Here is an 18,549-nt window from a genome sequence, read left to right as displayed (position 1 = left end):
GAAATAATCCGGTGGGGCCTCTGCTGGATTATCGGAGAGGGTTTCCGTCAGTCACCATCAAGCATCTCTTCGACTGCCGCCTTGATGGCTTCCAGCGCCTCATCATCCACTGCGAGTGGCGCTGCGAGCGTTTCGACCCAGTGACGCACTTCGACCGCGGTTAGGTCTCGCCAACGCGGATGGAGGGCAGCCCTTCTAGCAATGAGCCGCCAGCGATGCTGGTGCTGCGAGAGTCGATACCATTCATCCTGTTTCTGCGCTCGCCCTGGCGTTGAGCTCGAACGCAATCCAGAGACCAGACCTTCGCGAAGGTGATTCAGCGCCGATGCATAGACCGGACTCCCGTTGAGCACGTCCGCATCATCGGAGAGCTCAAACTTGAGCTCCATACCGGCACGGAGCAGCATCTCCACCTGGGCAAAGTTGTCGAACTCGACCAGTTCTGACATCAGAAGGGGTTCCTTCCATGGAAGAGGACATTCCCCGCCGGGATCTTCAACGAGCCTCTCGTAATCAGCTCATTTGGCTGAGATCCCGGACCAAGCTCTACACCTTCAGGCATCCGGAAGGCGAACATGTAGTCAGCCTTTCCGGCATACATTGGGTTACCGATGAAGATGTTCTGCTCGATCTCTGCCGGGCTTCCAATTTCCTGGGTCACATGGACCTTGCCAGCGGAGTTGGCGCCAATCCTGAGACTGCCATCATCGGCCAAAATCCCACTGTGCCCTCCCTCGCTCGTGTAATGGAAGTAGACGTTGTCATCGAGATTATCGACAACGTTCCCGACGTCATGAGTCGCCGCGTTGCCACAGTTATGAACGAGGACCGGAGTGGCGCCCGCCAGCACATAGTACGTATGCAGGTCATCGACGGTGAGGTTGTAGACCGTCTCGTCCAGGGCTGTCCAGCGCTTGACTGTTTGGATGTCTACCTGGACGCCCGTGGTCGTGCGGAGCTGCTCACCGGGCTTCAGGTCGGTGGCGTCGACCCAGGTGTTCAGTTCGGCTACCCAGAACGGGTGGCCGTCGGTCGCGGTGACGGAGGCGGTTTTGTCGCCCCTGGCACCGTCGATGTCGATGGTGACCTGGACGAGATGCTTCAGGCCGTGGCCCTTGATCTCGGCTGTGACCTTGCGGGGTTTGGTCTCGCCTGTTTCGGGGTCCGTGGCGAGTACTTCGTCACCGATTTTGACTTTGGAGATCGGTTTTGTGGTCCCATCGGCCATCAGTACCCGGGTTCCCGGGGTGAAACTGTTGGAGATGGGACATGTAGTAGCCAGTTTCCGGGCCAGTTTCGACTTGCTGTACCAGTCCTTGACGCCTCTGGCAAGCTTGGCGCCCAGTTTCCCCAGGCGCATGACCAGCGCAGCGCCCTTTTTCCACTTGAAGAGGTATTTTGCGGTTATTTTCCCGAGGAAGCCGCCGACCGCGCTGGAGGCGACGTTGAGGGCGGTGGCACCGCAGGCGCCCAGAGCCCCTGTGGTGAAGCAGTCCAGGGCGTCGGTGATGCCGAGTTCCTCAGCGGCTATCGCGGCGATTTCTTTCGCCACGGCAATCGCGCGCTGTTTGGCCCGGTCGGCGTCGTTCTGGGCGGTGCGGGCCTTGTGCTGCGACGGGGTCTCCGTGGGGGCCTTGACGCCGTAGTACGTGTAGTACGTCGAGGTGGCCTGAACGTTCCATCCCTTGCTGGTCAGGTTGCAGCTGACCCCCGTCATGACGCAGTCGTCGGGCTTCAGGCCGTCCGGGTCGGAGAAGGTGACCGGGTTGTTCAGGCTGTATGAGTAGCCGTTGATCTGTTGTGGGTCGGTGTAGTCGATGATCGGGTCGGCGGAGATGAACCGTCCCGTCTCAGGGTCGTACTCGCGTGCCCCGAGGGTGGTGAGTCCGGTGGATGCCTGTACGGTGCCGCCGACGAAACCCTTGTCGTCCACCCAGTCCGTTGAGGACGACTCCCGTTCGGTGCCGAACGGGTCCATGCGGCGGCGCTGGGTTGCGCCGGTGGTCGCATCGATGGCGAGCTGGGCCGTGCCGTGGTGGTCGGAGGCGAGGAAGGTCACGCCGTCGTTGTCGCGGACCGCGACGGTCTGGCCCGCCAGGCTGTAGTAGCGCGAGCCTGTGACGGTGCCGGTGGACTTGTTGAGGTGCAGTTCCATGCCGGGCAGGTAGAACGTCGTCTCCGACGCCGTCTTGCTCAGCAGGCGGCTGCCGGCCGCGTCGTAGACGTAGTCCGTGGTGGTGCCGTCGGCATTGGTGACCTTGGTCAGTTCACCTTGCTTGTCCCATTCGAGGTCTTGCGTGTCACCGTTGAGTACCCGGTGGTCGGTGTTGCCCGTGTCGTCATAGGTGAAGGTGTTGGTGAGTTTGACGGCGGGCGTCGACGAGGTGGCGGTGGTGTCCACCACCTGGGTGGTCAGCTGGTGCGGGCCCTCGCCGTTCTCCCCGTAGGCATAGGACTTGGTGGAGGTGGCGGAGCCGTCGATGCCGTAGTCGGTCTGCGATTGCCTGTTGCCGAGGGTGTCGTACCCGTAGCTGGACCAGTACGGAGCTGTCCCGCCGACCGTCGTGGCGGACGGGGCGGAGGCGCAGGCGGCATCCGTCGATCCGGTGCCGACCGCACGGTCGGGGGTCACCTTCGAGGTCCACGCGTCGGTCATCTGCCGCAGACCGTCGTACCGGAAGCACTGGACGTCGGCCGTGCCACCGGTCGGGGTGTCGGCGATGGACTGGACGTTGCCGCCCGCGTCGTACGTGTAACGGGCGTCGTAGGCAACCGAAGTGGCGTCCTCCACGTCCACCCGCGCGTTGGTGAGGCGGGAGGTGCCCTGCTCGTAGGCGTAGGACAGCCAGGTCTTCTTGGCGCCCGTGTCCCCGGTGGTCAGCTCCAGCTGCTCCACCTGGTTCGTGGGCGAGTAGGACACCTTGGAGACATAGCTCATCCCGCCGAGCGAGGTGTCCAGGGCGACCGGCCGCTGGAGGTCGTCGTACTGGTAGGAGAGAGTCTCCGCGGACAGGCCGCCGGCGGCCGGGAAGTTCTGTGCCCGGACGGTGCCGTCCTTGTTGTACTCCGTGTTGAACTCGTAGGTACCGCCCAGTTCGGGCTCGGCCGTCTTCGACAAGTAGTACTTGGTCGTGGTCGGTTCGAGATCGTCGTCCAGTGCCGAGTAGAGCACTGACGACAGCACCGCGCCGTCCTTGTAGGTGTACGTGATGTACAGCTCGCCCTTCGCCACCGTGTCGTATTTCGAGAGCGACAGCTTGGTTCCGGTGGTTGCTGCACCCTGCCAGGTCTCGGTGACGCGGCCGATCTTGTCGTAGACCGAGGTGACGGTGTTGGAGCGGGCGTCCGTGGTGGAGATCAGCCGGTCCAGGTCGTCGTACGCGTAATGGGTGGTGCCGGTGTCGGGGTCGGTCGAGGTGTCTTTACGGCCGCGCTGGTCGTAGGTGTACGTCCAGGCGTTGTTCTTGTTGTCGGTGACCTTTTCCAGCCGGCCGGCCGGTGTGTAGCTGTACCGGGTGGAGACGTAGTCGTCCGCAGTGCCCGCCGGGAGAGGCTTGTCGCCGGTGTACTGGCGCAGCTCGACCGTGCGGTCCTGGGCGTCGGTGATCGTCGTGGTCGGGGTCTGGCCGTTCGGCGGGTCCACATGGACCCGGTCGCCGCCGTAGGTGTACGTGGTGCGGTTCTTCTCCACACCCGCGACGTTCAGGATCGTCGCCGAGGTGCGGCCGGCGCCGTCGAACTCGGTCACGGTCTGTGCGTCGATGTCCGCGTTGCGCGGGAGGAACAGTGTGGCCGACGGAGCGCCGGTCGTGTAGTAGGTGTCGTTGGTCTTCACCAGGCGGCCGGAGCCGTCGTAGTAGGTGTCAGCGACGAGGCGGCCGCCGCCCTGGCCATCGGTCTGGACCTGACGGGGCCTCAGCAGCCCGTCGTAGAGTGTGTACTCGTCGCTGTAGGACGCGCCGTCCTTGCGGATCTTCTGTGTACGCAGGTAGTTCGCGGCGTTCTTGCGAATGCCGTACTCGTAGGTGATGGACGGGGTGAAGTCCGCCTTCGACCGGTCGGGCAACCAGACCGAGACCAGCCGGCCGAGCCCGTCGTAGGCCACGTCGGTGCGCTTGCCGTTGATGTCCGTCTGCGACGACACCGTGCCCCACTGGGGGGCGTACTCCGTGGCCCAGGACCAGCCCAGTGCGTTCGTCTGGGTCTTGGAGACGGCCAGCCCGTAGGCGTTCTCCTGGTAGGTGATGGTCGTCGGTGTCTGCGCCGCGTCCTTCACGACCAGTGGACGGCCGTAGGTGTCGAAGGTGGAGGTGGAGACCTCCTGGTAGGTGGCTGTGGTGCCGTCGTGCGAAGCCAGACGCTTGACCAGGGTGGGTTCACCCTTGGTCGGGGCGGCACCCAGTGTGGTGGTGCCGTCGTAGAAAGTCAGGTCATCGGAGACGACCTTCTTGGAGCGGTCGGGTGTTGTGCTGCAGCCCACCGCGACCGTCTCGACCCGCGAGACATAGCTGTAGAGATGCTTGGCAGGGTTGTCCGCGTACTCGGTGCGGGTGCACTGGTTGTCGGCGACGTTCACTTCGCCCACATCGGCTACCTGGACGACGCGGCCCTTGTCGTCGTACGACGTGGTAGACGCGGTCTGGCGCCAGCCTCCAGCTTCCCGTGCCTCGTAGGTGTCGGTCCGGGCGGCCCTGACGAATCGGGCGGTGGAGGTCCCCCAGTCCTTGACGCGGGTCGCGGTGACCTGGGTCCAGGGAGTGTTGATGGACTTGGAGACGATCTCGTCGCCGTTGTAGGTCGTCGTTTCCAGCTCGGAACCGGACTTCCAGTCGGAGTCCGCGTACGACGTCCCGTTCGAGTCGGCCAGGGCGACGGATCGGGTACCGCCGCTCGGGGTGGAGTCCCCGTCCAGGCCACGGAAGAAAACGTGCTCGGTCTTGGTGTTGGAGGGGCTGGCGCTGCCGTCCGAGGTCTCGACACGGACCTTGCCGTAGCCGCGCCAGTCGCTCCATGTCAGGTAGTCGGTCTTGGACAGGCCGTCCGGCTTGGCCTTGCGCCAGCCCGCGTCACCGAGGTACGTGTATGTGGTCACCTGGTCGGGGCTGCCGCCGACGAGATCACTTTCGATCACCGAGGTGACCACGTACTTGTTGAACCAGTCGGTGACCGGGTCCTTGACGCCGGGCGGGTTCCACTTGACCGGGTAGCAGCGCACCGTGGACTCACCCGGTGTGGGCAGGGTCGTGGACGTGCACTGAGGGGTCGAGTAGTTGGCGGTCAGGACGCTGCCCGACTCGCTCTTCACAGCACTGAGGCGGTAGCGGTAGAACGCCTGGATGTTGTCGTCCGGGACATCGATCCGGTTGGCGAGCTGGGTTCCGTACAGCTCGACCGACGGAACGGACTGGTCCGTGCCGACCAGGCCTGTGTGGTCGATGGTGTTGAGCCAGAGGGACTTGGACCCGTCGCCGTTGTCCGTGAAGACGTGACCGAGCTTCCAGCTGTCGACGTCCTCGTATGTGGTGTCACCGTTGCGGATCTGCGTGGTGATGCGGGTGAGCTTCTTCCGCGTCCAGAAGGTGGGTGAGTTCTGGCCCGGACACTTGGTGTCGGCCTTGCAGTTGCGGTCCCACGGGACGTCGGGCCAGTCGGCGGCCGTGTCGTCCTTCAGGGCGGAGGCGGAGCAGTCGGTGAGGTCGCCGACGCAGCGCTCGGCGGTGGTGAACACCACCCGCGCGGCGGCCTTGGTGGAGTACGTCTTGTCCTCGCGCTGACCGTAGTCGATGCGCTTGAGGTAGCCACCTCGGATGTACGGCTTGCCGTTCTCCTCGGTCTTCAGTCCCTGGGTGTAGTAATTGGTCTCCGTGCCGTAGAAGTACGACATGGTGTTGCCGTGCGGGTCCACGACATGGTCGAGGTTCCAGCGCCATGCCTGGTCGCAGTAGGCGTCCGCGAGAGTGGACTTGTAGCAGGGCTCACCGTCGTCGTCGCCGTAGACCGGTACGGTCCAGGCGGAGTTGGTGGTCTCGTTGCCGGAGGCGAAGCCGGGGAGCTGATTCAGACCGAAGAAGTACTGTGTGCCGTCGGTCGATGTGACCTTCCAGTACTCGCCGTCGTTGTCGCCGTTGGTGGCGCCGGTGACCTTCTCGATCTTGGAGAAGTCGTCGGAGCTGACGTGCCACTCACCGGTGGTGTCGTCCTTGATCAGCTCGCCGGAGGTGCCACCGGCCAGGGAGATCGTCGCGTTGTCGTAGCCCCAGCACTGGTCGCCGTTGGTGTCGTCGTGCCCGTCTTCGGCACACGGCTTGTAACGGCGCTCGATGTATCCGGGCTCGTAGCCGAAGCCCTCACCGATCCAGGACCCCTGGTTGTTCGTGACGGCCGTCTGGCCGTCCACGGACTGGGAGCTGTAGCCGAGAGAGACTCCCGGGGCCAGTCCGCCGGGCACCGGTGGTGCGCTGATCGGATACGACCAGTTGAAGACACCGGAGGAGTTGGAGACGCTCCACTGCGACGACGGCTTGAGCGAGGTGGCGCCGAAGTCGCCCTGGTCCCCGCTGGTCCCCGCGGTCGCCGCCAGCACGGTCACCGAGGACCGCACGGTGGCCTCTGCGGCTGTGCCGGCGGTTTCCGCCGCCGGCGCGGGCGCGGCGAGAACCTTTGCGGTCAGCGTGGTGCGGTTGGTGTCGTTGACGGTGGACAGCGGGGTGGCTTCGGTGCACTCTGGCCGTTCCGGCGTGGTGAGCACACACTCCGGATAGGTCACCAGGCGCAACCGCGATCCGTAGCCACCACCGTAGGCCTCGCTGAAGTCCCCGTAGTCGAGCGACACCTTGACCGGGCCGCTCTTGGCGCTCTGGTCGGTGCGGGACACGGTCATCAGCGGGCCGGCGACTCCTGCCGCCTCGGCCTTCGTGCGGTCCAGGACCGCGAGCCGGACGGTCTGGGGGCTGGAGGTGCCGGTCGCCGCCACCTTCAGGGGAAGGCCGTCGGCCTGAACCCCCTTGGACCCCTTGGCGCCGACGACGACCTCGTCCGATGCCGCCCGGGGCCAGTGGGTGGCGGCAGCCTTGGTGACCTTTGCCCGGGCGGCCTGGTTGACGCCGGTGTATTTCCGGGCGGTGCCGTTCTTACCGGCGACCGGATCATCAAGGTTGGTCTGGGTGGGGGGCCGGGTCACCCCGTCTCGCGCCGAAGCCTCCGGCGCGTACTGGGGCAACAGGCCCACGGACAGGGCAACCGCTACGGTCAGCACGCAGTTGCGTACTGCCCGTATCGATAGGCGGAAGTGCGATCTTCCGAAAGGTGATGAACGCATGGAAGCTCCGTCAGGAGATGCTGGACAGGGATGTGAAACAGAGGAAACGGCCGTGGGACCGGACAGATTCGTCCGGCCCCACGGCCGCGATGGTCGGATCAGGTAAGGGTGGCCTCGATGCTGGAGTCGTCCGCCAGCCCACTGACGGTGTTCACGAGGCTGGCATCCAACGCACCCTGGAACAGACGCAGTTCGTCGACCGCGCCGGACAGGAAGGAACCGGAAGCGGTCCCGGTGAGCGTGCGGCCCACCTGATATGCGGTCGTGGTGAAGTCCCAGGTGTTGCCCCAGGGCGTCCGGGCGCTTTCAACCCCGTTGACGTAGAGCACCAGGTCGCCGAAGACCGCCGAATAGACCAGCGCCAGATGATCGCCCTTGATCCCGGTACTGGGCAGGAAGCCCGTCGCCTTCACGGTGGTGGTCACCGGAGTGCCCGAGTCCGCGTCGGTGGCCGTGAGGATCCACCGGCTGTCGGCGGCGGAGTAGCCCACCGTGACCGCGCTGCCCTGGGTGCCGGAGAGCGCGAGGACCGTCTGGTCCTTCGTGGGAGAGACGGAGGACAGTCGCGCTCGTGCGGTCAGGGTGAAGCTGTCCCGCTTCGAGAGCAGACCGGCAGCCCGCGTCGCATAGGCGTCAGTGCCGTTGAGCAGCAGATGGCCGTCACCCCACATGGGGTCTTCAGGTGCGGTCTCGACACAGTCCGGATCGCTCTCCACGTCGCAGCCCGGCGCCGGTACGTAGATGGAGGCGCCACCGCCGAGAGTCAGACCCGTTCCGCCGTACGCCTCCGGCGCCACACCGTCGGGAGCTGTGTCGACATCCCAATAGGCGAGCTGCTGAGCCACGATTCCGCCCAGGTCGGCGCTTTCAGGGCCCGTGACCACTCGGTCGTAGACCTGGACATCGGCGATGCCGCCCTTGAAATGTCCGGTGTATCCGTCCAGCGCCAACCGGCGGCCGATCTGGAGGGAACCAGTCGCATTCCACGGCGTCGTCCGCTTCACGGTGGTGGTGACCGCCGTGCCGTCCACGTACAGCCTCATCTCGCCGGTGACGCCGTCATACGAACCGATGAGGTGCGTCCAGGAACCCGGCACCACCTTGCCTCCGGTGACCTGCCAATTCCCCAGGGACTCCAGGTCATTGAACGGAGAGCGGAAGACCCAGCTACGGCCGTCCGCGTCATAACCCAGGTCGAAGCCGGGCAGGCCGGTGCCGTCCTGACTGACCACGGTCTGGTCCCGGTTCGGTTCCTCGGGCAGGTTGACCCAGGCACTGACCGAGAACCCGGTGTCGGTGTTCACGATGTGCTGGCCCGCGTCCAGATAGGCGTTCTCCGTACCGTCCAGTGCCGCATAGGTGTCGGCCGCACCGAGCGGACCGGGCTTGGCGCCGAAGGTGACACCCGTACCGGGCGCGGCGCTGGGCGAGGAGCCCGTGCCGGCCGCGGATGCGGAACCCTTGACGTCCCCGAGGGTCCAGCCGCCGATGGGGGCCCGGCCGTCGGAGACGAGAAAGACGTACCCCATGGGCGCCGTCTTCTGCGCATTGCCGGCCGCGTCGACCGCCTTGGCCTCCACCGTCCAGTTGCCCTCAGAAGTCGGCATGAACTTGACGGTCGCCGGCCCGCCCACGGTGGCCGGGGTCACCGTCGACCAACCGGAGCTTCCGGTGAACCGGTAGAGGTACTGAGCCACATCGGTGGACGAGGAGGCGAAGGTGAAGCTTCCGTAGTCGCCGACCCCCGCGTGCCAGACGTCGTCGTTGGGATACTGCGCGGAGGTGATGACGGGCGCGCTGGGCGCGGACGCGTCGTAGATGAACTCGCAGCGAGTGGCGCTGCCGGCAGAGCTCCACGGGCCCCAGGCAGTCCCGTCCCAACCCTGCACCTCCCAGCCGATCGTGACGTTGGACGGCAGCGTGAACCCGGCGTCCGAGTCGGTGCTGAGATCGGAGCCGACCTTGTACTTGAATGATGCCGAACCGGTCTGGCCGGTACCGGTCGTCGACAGAGCGCCGGTCGTGGCGTAGTGATCTATCTGCGTGTTGTTCGCGGTCCAGAAGACATGGAAACGAGCCTTCAGACTCTCGGACTTTCCGGCAACGTCGTTGTGGTCGTAGTCCTTGATGACCGCGTTGAGGACCGGCACGGTCGAGACATAGTGCTCGTCCGCGTGCCCGTACTGGCACGAACCACCCGGCGACATGGTCAGATCACCCATGGCAGGCGCCAGCGGCGGCCGGTTGTACGTCACCTCGAGCTGGGCGTTCCCGCAGAACCTCTTCCAGTACGCATAGTCGTCCTCATCGCCCGCACGCAACCGAAAGGTCGTGGTGTCCCATCCACTGTCGGCGGCCTTCTGGACAGTGCTCTTCACATCGAAACGCACGTTCTGGTTGGTCGATGTGCACGACCCGGCCGGGTTGGTGGGAGATTGACTGGCGATGGTCTCCTTCAGAGACGGCTGGTTGCCCCAGTTGGTCGAGGAGCTGATCGCGCTCGCACCGGTGGAGTTCACCCGCCCCAACTGCACAGCCTTGGCCGCACTGCTGTAGGTGTGGACCATGGTCACGGCGAACTCCGCCTCGATGATGTCCTTGCCCTCGAAGGACGCCGTCGGAATCGCGAAGAACTGACGCTTCTTGTCGTTCGAACTCGCGCACTGGTACGACACATCGGCCGGACACTTCCCAACCCCCTCGTGATCGTCGAACTTCCAGAACTCGGCCGACGAGTAGTACGAGGAAACCATGGTCCAGGCGCTGCGGCTGGCGGTCTTGACCACGGGGTCGATGTAGACCGGGTAGACCGTGTCGTCACCCGTGAGCAGCGACTTGTCCGGAGTCAGAGTCAGGGTGTCCGGGCCGATGTCCACACCCACGTCGGCGACCTGCGTGCCGTCCGGGGGCGTCACCGCCAGACCGTCGGCAGAGGGCTCCGACGACGCGGACGGCGCAGTGCCCTCATCGGAGCCTTCCCCCTCCCGGCTGTCCCACATCAAAGGCGCCGGCGCCTCGAACACCGTGCCACCTGCCGCATCGAGGGCGGTCAATCCGCTGTCCTCGGACTTCTTCAGCTCCACGGATTCGGTATCGACCGGAAGTTCGAGCTCGGCCAGCTCCGGATTGTCGGCAGCCTTCGCATCGTTGACGACAATGAGATGCGAGAAGCCCTCAGCGCTTGCGGTCACCTTGAGGTCGACGCCTGGCAACACATCCGCATACGTCGCGGTCGCCCCGTCGACCGTGGGCGCCGGCAGCTTGTCGGGCCAGTCCAGAGACAGCGCATGGCCGTCCTTCTGGATCGTGGCGAACGTCGTGGTACCCCCACCGGAGAACGACATGGCCGACACAGCGGCCTTCGGCGCATACGACCCGTCCGCCCGGCGGACGAGTGTGGTGTCGATGTCCGTCCACTTGCCGTTCTTACGGGTACGCACCGGCTGGACAGCCGTGGTGGTGGTGAAGGTGCCGTCCGGATTGGCCACGGTAGTACTGCGCTCATCACGCAGACCCAGAACCTCCACCGGGGCGTTCGACTCCGCCGCGGCTTCCTGGGCCTCCTCCGTCCCCACCACCGTACTGCCCTCGGAGGACGCCGCGTTCGCCTGGGGAAGATCGCTGGACAGAGCCGGAAAACCCAGGCCGGCAGCCAGCAAGGTTGTCAACGTCACCACAACGAGGGGACCACGGCTCCTCCGCCGACGCCCACCGCCAGCACGCCTGTTCACGATCGCTGTCTTCCTTCTCTTGCTCTCACCGTCGGTCAGCTCCTCGCGCTCCATACCGGTCACCCCACGGCCGCGAAGGAAGCGCCGATGTCCGAGATCCCACCGGCGCCGGGCTGGAAGGTCTTGGTCCCGGATGTCGTGGTGCCGTCGATGTCGGACCAGGGCATCGTGTACAGAACACCCTTGGACGTGCCGGGGTCCTTGCTGTAAGGGATGCCGATGTAGAGCGTCGTAGCACCGGAACGCAGCGACATGCCGGTCAGGTCACGGGCGTTCGGAGTGCCGGGCAGGATGCTCGACCCGCGCTCGATGATCTTGTCGGCTGTGCCTATGTGGCTGTCCAGCGGATTGAACACATGGATCACCCCGGCGTCCTCCACCCCACCGACGTCGCGCCCGGGAATCCCCACGGCCAGCCGAACAGTGGCTGTGCTGGTGACGACACTGGTGTCGGTGTTCGTGATCGCCACGCGCTGCCCCATGAAGTCGCCTGCTTCGGGATCGCCTTCGACGTCCGCGGTCCCGGCGTCGAAGGCCTTCAGCTGGGTGAAACTGCCGGAGGGTTCGATCCGCATCACCGTGGCACCACCCGCGTCGGGCACGTCGCCTATGTCCTCACCCGGGATTCCGATGGCGAGGAGTGCGTCGGAGTTGTACGTCTCGGTGGACGGACGGTAGCCGGTCATCGACAGTGCGGCACCGAACCGGTCACCGGCCTCGGCGACGCCCGCCATCCCTGCACTGTCCTGACCCATGGAGGCGATCGCCGTGGGATACCCGTCGGTGAGTGTGTGGTTGAAGACGGTCACGGCTCCAGCGGCAACCGCGTCGGTTCCGATGGTCTCGCCCGGTACACCCACGGCGAAATAGCGGCTGGTGCCGGCGAGTGAGGCCCCGAACTGATCGCCGGCCTCGACCACACCGGGCACGCCCGGACTCTTCTGCGTCACAGTGATCCGGTCGCTGCCCTGCTGGTAGATGATGGCACCGGCATCGGCCAGGTCCACACCGTCCACCACCACGTCCTCACCCGGGACACCGACGACGAGATACGGCTTCCCCGTGTTGGCCGCGCTTGCCTGAAGCGCGTAGCCGAAATGGTCGCCCGCCTCGTTGTCGGCCCCTGGGGTGAAGGCCGACTGGGTGTACCCCTCGATGACCGATCCCTCACCGATCCCGGAGGGCGAGCCGTAAATGACGTGCAGGCACCCGGCGTCCTTGACGTCCGCCCCGCTCACGGTGACGTCCTCGTAGGGAGTTCCGATCACGAGGTCGGTACAGCCGTCCCCGTTGAAGTCTGCCCGGGCCACCGCCGTGCCGAACTGGTCCCCCGGCTCCGGAACGGCTTTCATCCCGGTGGTTGCCTGCGAAATCTCACTGACGCCCTTGTCGCCGCCGTAGAGCACCCGGACCAGCCCGGCCTGCGAGGCCCCGTTCACCGTCGCCTGCGGGTCCGTGACAACGGTGTCGACAATGCCGTCGCCGTTGTAGTCCGGGGTCACGCCCGCGCACGTGGCCGCGGCGGCGGGCTCGGTCCCCGCAACTGTCACGCCCAGGGTCCCGAACAACAACACCACCACAGCAAGGATTCCGGATATACCGGATTCCCTATTCACAACCCACCCCTTGAGAGCCACCCCACACCTATCCCCTGATTTGCAAATTTCCAACAACACAAGGCAAAGCGTATGCAATAACGGCATCACCGAAACCGTCAAGAACCTGCCCGATACATGTACTTACGTGAGCAGTTGATGGTGACAAGTCAACAAAAGATGGACATTGGTGCCCTACGGGAGATATGTTAAGCGGGCGTAACTAAACTCTTAAGTCATCGCTTAATCCGAACGGGGAGAACCTCGAAGAACCTGGTTCTGCGCGCAGAAAAGATGCGATATGCCCTAACAGGGACCGACTTGACCGGGTGTCACACTCGGAGGGTTTTCGATGAGGCCCTGACGCTGCGCACGGGAATGGCCGCACCAGAACGGCGAGTTCCTGACGAGAATCGATTGCTCCCCCAAGCCGTTCCGGGGAAACGGTTCGTACGCCGTGGAATGAAGGCCCCGGAATGCGCCGCGTCGCCATCCGGGTAAACGGCCGCGTCGCCGTCGGCGTGCCAACAGGCGATGTCACCATGCGGGGAATGCCCGCAGTCGAGCGCCGGCAGTTCAACCCGGCTCCTGGACGCGGCAGCTCCCGGCACCTCACCGGCCGACTGATCTCACTTCGGAGCGTCATCAACTCCCGTGCCAGGGGCGGCTACCGCACTGCGGACGGAGACGAGCTGACGATGTGTGAGATTCACCGCCGGCCTCCAACGACTACCGGACGGAGGCGAACGTCGTGGCGCCCGCCTCCCTGCTCGCCGGGCAGGGCGGTGCGTACAAGCGTCGGCTGCCCCGTCAACTGAGAGGCTCTACAACCCTCAAGAGAAGGACTCCCACACAGCAACCAGCTCGCGGGCGAGCGACGACGCACCCGCGACCAGCACCGGAGAGTCCGGCGTGAAGTCTCGCCCGCCGGCCCCCAGCACCACCCCGCCGCGCTCGCGGACCAGGGCGGCACCGGCCGCCACGTCCCATGGCTTGGGGCGGAGGCAGACGCAGGCATCCAGCCAGCCCTCGGACACTCCGACCAGGTCGAGGCTCATCGCACCCTGCACCCTGATGCGGTACGCCTCGTTGTAGAGGTGGCCGACGAGCCGGGCGACCCGCGGGTTTCCGCGCCCCGTCCCCGTCAGCCCGACGACCGCCCGGGAGAGGGTCTCCGCACCGGTCGGCCGCTGCACGGCCGGTCCGGGTGTCGCCCCGGTGCTCCACCGACGCCGGAGGGCCGGTGCGTGGACCAAGGCCAGCAGGGGCGAGCCCTCCTCCATGTACGCGAGCGAAACGGCGTACCCCGGTGCTCCGCGGGTGAAGTTCATGGTGCCGTCGATGGGGTCCAGCAGCCAGCATCGGGCCGGCAACACCCCCTCGGTGTACGACTCCTCCGCGATGACCGGGATGTCGGGCGTACGGTCCGCCAGAACCTCCGTGACCCGGCGTTCCACCTCGACGTCGGCGGGCGTGACCTCCTCACCGGACGATTTGAAGCGCACGCGGGTCCACGGGGTTGTCGTTCCTTCCCCGGTCAGCCACTCCACCCCCGCATCCACGGCCTCCTGAGCAACGCGGTGCAGGTCGGGCAACTCGTTCACGCGGAAGCCAGCGGCAACTCGGCGACCTTCTCCGCATGGGCGCCGTGTTCGCCCATCACGTAGAAGCTGAGCCGGTCGAAGGTCCACGCCTCGGGGACGTGGATGCGCTGGGGTGCGGTCCGCACCAGTTCCAGAGCCGTGGTCTCCTCCGTCCGGCCCAGTGTGATGTGGGGTGCGTAGGCATCGCCGGTGTAGCGGTACCCGTACTCCGCGAAACTCGCACGTTCGGTTTCCGTGAACCTCGATGTGTCCTTCGAGGTGTCGAATGCCGCACGGTCGAGATGCGGCGCCAGCCGGTCCACCACCACCTCCTGCAGCTTCTGCAGAAGCGGCGGCCTTTCGACGGACATGAACAGCCAACCGGTCGGCTGGTAGACGATGCCGACGGACGCAAGGGTCAGTTCGTCGGGCAGGCTCACCGCGGCGCTGATCCTCGCCAGTTCCTGCTCCGGTTCGAGGGTGTCGACGAAAGGCCCCTGGAATACCGTCAGATGGGGCAGATTGCCCTCCTCGCTCAGCGGAGGCCGCAGAGGGCTGTCGACGCCCAGGTTCTTCTGCAGCTGGATCGCCGCGCGTGTGTGGTCCGCGCACGGAAGCAGTGCGACGCCAAGCCACCGGGTCATGGATGTGCTCCTATCTTCGTGATCACGTGCAACGCCGCATCGAGGCCTCTGCGCAGGCATGCCTCCGGCGGCTCACCGAACAGCCGGCCTGCGATGACGCCCGCATTGAAGGCATCACCGCCTCCGGTCCGGTCCACCGGTTCCACGGCCGTGGTCGGTTCATGGACGACCGTGCCGGAAGCGGTGGCCCACAGCGCACCTTCGGCCCCGAGTGTCAGGATCACATCTCCGGCCAGCTGCTGCGCGTACCACCGCGCGGTGGCGGCGGCGTCGCCGGTGCGCGCACCGGGCAGATGACCCGCCTCGTCGGCATTCATCAGATTCAGCCCGGGGCCCTGCGCGAGCGGGCTCATGTCCCGGCCGTTCCATTCGACCGACACGGAACGGCCGAGTCGGCGCGCCAGACCCACCACGCGGCTCAGAGCCGGCGTGGGTTCCCCGACGACGTGCACATGGTCCACCGCGCTCACGTCGGCCTCCGTGACCGTGCGGAACGCCAGGTCACGGTCCGCCCCAGCAAAGGTCATCATCCGTTTACCCGTACCGGACGAGATCACTATCGCCAGACCGGTCCTCATGGCGGTGTCCACACGTATCAACCCGGTGTCCACACCACCGGCACGGAGATCGTCCAGACACAGCCTGCCGAGCGCGTCGTCCCCCACTGCCGAGACGAGCCGGACCGCACAGCCCTGCCGGGCGAGCCCCAGTGCGGTATTGGCTGCGGACCCTCCGGGAAGCGCCGCGCACTCGTTGCCGCGGACCTTCTCGTGCTCCTCCGGGAACTTCTCCGCCTGGACGATGAAGTCGAAGTTGGTTCCGCCCAGGACGAGAACGCGCTTCGGGTCGGTCACGGGTCCCCCAGGCGATAGCTCTCGAACAGGACATGACGTACCAGTCGTTCACGGCTGGCCGGGCTGCTCTGCAGGGGGAACGACGCGTGGGCGACCAGGTCGTCCACGATGGTCTCGAAGCGGCTCTGGTCGGCGCCCAGGTCGTGGAACCGGCGCATCAGCTCCCGGTACAGGTCGTTCGGGCGGGTGCCGATCGCGGAGAGCCAGGACCGGCTCGCGATGAGCACATTGGCCGCGGCGGAACGTAAGCGTGCCTGCGTCACGGGCGGCAGCACGTCGGAGTTGAGCAGTTCGAAGTAGTCGTCCTCGTCACGGGCGTGCATCCGCAGGTTCTGTCCGCCGACCGCCAGCACGTCCCGGTTCAGATGGAACAGTTCGAGCCCCAGATGGTGGGGGACGTCGAGAATCCGGATGCCCAGGTCGTGGAGGCCCTCCTCATCGGTGGAGAAGGCCGTGAGGACATTGGTGAACATGTCGCTGTGCTTCGGTACGGCGATCTCCGCACCGGCCGGATTCGTCAGGAACTCCTCGGCTGTCGCCCGGCCCCAGCGGCCACCGCGCGCCGCGAGAAGATAGAAGTTCCGCCCACCCATCGAGTGACCGACTCGACCGAGGGGAACCACGTGGTCCTTCAGGTCCTCCTCGTCCTCGATCATCCTGTGCAGCCGCTGTTCGTTGTAGATGGCGAGGTCCAGCCGTCCCTGCGCGACATCGCGGATCAGTTGATCCGACCAGGGCAGCTGTATGGGCACGACCCGGTGGTGGTGCCTCGCCAGGACCTCGTCGATGCCGCAGCCCAGCAGCACGGCCTTCACCACGATCAGGGTCGAGTCGGCCAGACGCGTCGTTCCCGCGGAGCGGTGCACGGCGGCCAGTGCCTCGCGCCCCTCGTTCTCCGCGAAGGACGACACGGTGCGCCCGTACCAAACGGCCAGTTGTGTCAGGGCGTTGAGGCAGGGCTGCACGTCCTCCGCGGAGATCTCCTCCCCCGACGTGTCGTGGGCGTGGCTGCCGTAGTTGCCGTAGTTCTGGATGGTGCGGACGGCCAGAACCATCTTCTGTGGCAGAACGCCCTTGCTGGTGAGCACGGTGAGCAGGGATTCCAGCGTCGGTTTCGAGCCGACTGCTTCCTGCAGGGCAATGTCCAAAAGAATCGACTCCGCCGCTCGTCGTGCCGTACTGAGAAACACTTCTGGATCTGATTCGGCGTACCTCAGAGCCTTTTTGTAGAGCCGGAGCGACTCGCCCTCGTTGACCGTCACGTCGACCGTGTCCTGTTCGACAGCTCGTACCTGATGCTAACAATGCAGTGTCTGGGCAGTTCAGTTGTCCGTCATTCTCCAGGATTCGGACCGCCACGCAGTGAGGCGAGAACCAGCCGCCCGTACCGAGTGGTCAGGGCCGCCGCCGTTGCGACGAGCGCGGCCCCCAGGGCGAGCAGGAGGTCGCCGGGATCGGCGTCGCCGAGCACCTGGAGAACACTCAGGGCGGTGCCGACCGGCAGTCCGAGAATGGCGAGGACTCCGAGGGCCCCGGCGATCTGCTGTCCGTCCTGGGTCTGCACGAGCCGGGAGTAGTCGGCGGCTTCCGCGAGGATCTCCTCGAACCTGGTGGGCAGTCGGTACTGCGCGTGGTAGGCGAGGAGCAGCTCATTGGCCGGGCCGTGCGCGGTGAGGTGCTGACGCCAGTAGGTGCTGCGGAAGCCCGCGATGTTCCGCTCCAGGACGGCGACCCGGCGGGCGAGCCCGGGGCCGTCGAAGACCCCGGAGAGTTCGTCGGTCAGTTCGTCGATGTGGTCCCGCTGGACGATGCCGAGGAGCAGGGCGTCCAGATAGACGGAGCGCACATGCAGGGCTGCGAAGTCATAGAAATCGCCGCTGCCTTGATCCGGGCGATGGCCGAGGAAGGCGGTCCCGTGCCGCAGGACGAGAGCGCTCCAGTCCGCCGAGATCCGGACAACGTCCTGGGTCTGGGCCGGCAGCTGCTCCGGGGCCGTGGGAAAGTCCGCCTCGTTGGATCGGGACGCCAGGGCCCAGAGCCATCGGTCCGCCGTGGGCGGCAGCACTCCGGCAGAGCGCAGTGCCGGTGTCTCGGTGGTTCCGGGTGTCAGGAACGCGACGGTGTAGGGGTGCGCTGCCGCGAAGGGCGACCCTGTCGTGGCGGGTGTGGCGATACCGGAGAGCAGGGTGTCGGGGGCAAGGGGCCCGGTGAGCGGATCAGGCCCGGCCCCGGTCCGGAGCCCGATCGCCCTCAGTACATCCAGCAGCACGGCTGTGTGCACGGTGAAGTGCAGGACGGCCAGGGCGTGCTGGGGGTTCAGGGCGGTCGGGGTACGCAGGATCTCCATGCCGTTCAGATGCAGGGCGCCGTGAGTGATATCGGCCAACCGGTGCCAGCGGCGCGGCCGTTCGGGTGTTCCGTACAGCGCACGTCCCGCAGCGTGCGCGAAGTACGTCTGCCGTGCGGCCACGTCCGTACGGTGCCCACCGACGTCGAAGGGAAGGGGGCCTTCGGGCCACGAGCCCGGGTCGGCCGGGAGGCGCACCGGGATGATCAGGCTGACCGACTGGCGAACGCCCACTGCGGAACCGATGGGGGTGGTCATTCGCGCCCCGCCCCGACAGGACAGCACCCACACATACCGTGCCCCCGGTGTTCGCGCACCGACACCCCCGTGTTCAGCTCTCGCCGTATGACGCCGGGCAAGGTTACCCGGATCCGCACCCTCCCGGTACGGACTTCTCCGGCCGGCTCCGCCGTGGGACGACGCGACCAATGGCGTTCCCACCGACCGCAGTTCCGAGAAATTCCGGAACCCCGCACT

General features: G+C 66.1%; 9 protein-coding genes. All 9 read right to left on the bottom strand.

What is annotated here, in order from left to right; genetic code table 11:
• Positions 1–47: 47 nt before the first annotated feature.
• Positions 48–449, bottom strand: coding sequence for a hypothetical protein (locus AB0L71_RS18735; RefSeq protein ID WP_365243884.1), 402 nt, complete (start codon positions 447–449; stop codon positions 48–50).
• Complete coding sequence (locus AB0L71_RS18730; RefSeq protein ID WP_365243882.1) at positions 449–7,255, bottom strand: polymorphic toxin-type HINT domain-containing protein; 6,807 nt, start codon at positions 7,253–7,255, stop codon at positions 449–451. The genes AB0L71_RS18735 and AB0L71_RS18730 overlap by 1 nt, the downstream gene beginning before the upstream one ends.
• 161 nt (positions 7,256–7,416) lie before the next feature.
• Complete coding sequence (locus tag AB0L71_RS18725; RefSeq protein ID WP_365243880.1) at positions 7,417–10,992, bottom strand: LamG-like jellyroll fold domain-containing protein; 3,576 nt, start codon at positions 10,990–10,992, stop codon at positions 7,417–7,419.
• 116 nt (positions 10,993–11,108) lie between these two features.
• The gene (locus AB0L71_RS18720; protein ID WP_365243878.1) at positions 11,109–12,686 is read right to left on the bottom strand and encodes an FG-GAP repeat protein; all 1,578 of its coding nucleotides are present in this window, start codon (positions 12,684–12,686) and stop codon (positions 11,109–11,111) included.
• Positions 12,687–13,477: 791 nt separating this feature from the next.
• Entirely contained in the window at positions 13,478–14,248 is a 771-nt protein-coding gene (locus AB0L71_RS18715) for an inositol monophosphatase family protein (RefSeq protein ID WP_365243876.1), read from the bottom strand.
• Positions 14,245–14,871 (bottom strand): 2'-5' RNA ligase family protein, encoded by a 627-nt coding sequence (locus tag AB0L71_RS18710; protein ID WP_365243874.1) that lies wholly within the window; start codon positions 14,869–14,871, stop codon positions 14,245–14,247. The genes AB0L71_RS18715 and AB0L71_RS18710 overlap by 4 nt, the downstream gene beginning before the upstream one ends.
• Positions 14,868–15,725 carry a carbohydrate kinase family protein gene (locus AB0L71_RS18705; RefSeq protein ID WP_365243872.1) on the bottom strand — a complete coding sequence of 286 codons (858 nt, stop codon included), beginning with the start codon at positions 15,723–15,725 and terminating at the stop codon, positions 14,868–14,870. Before AB0L71_RS18705 ends, AB0L71_RS18710 begins: the two co-directional genes overlap by 4 nt.
• The gene (locus AB0L71_RS18700; RefSeq protein ID WP_365243870.1) at positions 15,722–16,987 is read right to left on the bottom strand and encodes a DUF4145 domain-containing protein; all 1,266 of its coding nucleotides are present in this window, start codon (positions 16,985–16,987) and stop codon (positions 15,722–15,724) included. The genes AB0L71_RS18705 and AB0L71_RS18700 overlap by 4 nt, the downstream gene beginning before the upstream one ends.
• A gap of 71 nt (positions 16,988–17,058) precedes the next feature.
• Entirely contained in the window at positions 17,059–18,330 is a 1,272-nt protein-coding gene (locus tag AB0L71_RS18695) for a hypothetical protein (RefSeq protein ID WP_365243869.1), read from the bottom strand.
• Between the last annotated feature and the right edge of the window lie 219 nt (positions 18,331–18,549).

It is taken from the genome of Streptomyces sp. NPDC052052 (assembly GCF_040680455.1).
Classification (GTDB): Bacteria; Actinomycetota; Actinomycetes; order Streptomycetales; family Streptomycetaceae; genus Streptomyces.
The sequence above is the reverse complement of the archived record's forward strand: the minus strand, read 5'-3'. Positions and strand labels throughout refer to the sequence as shown.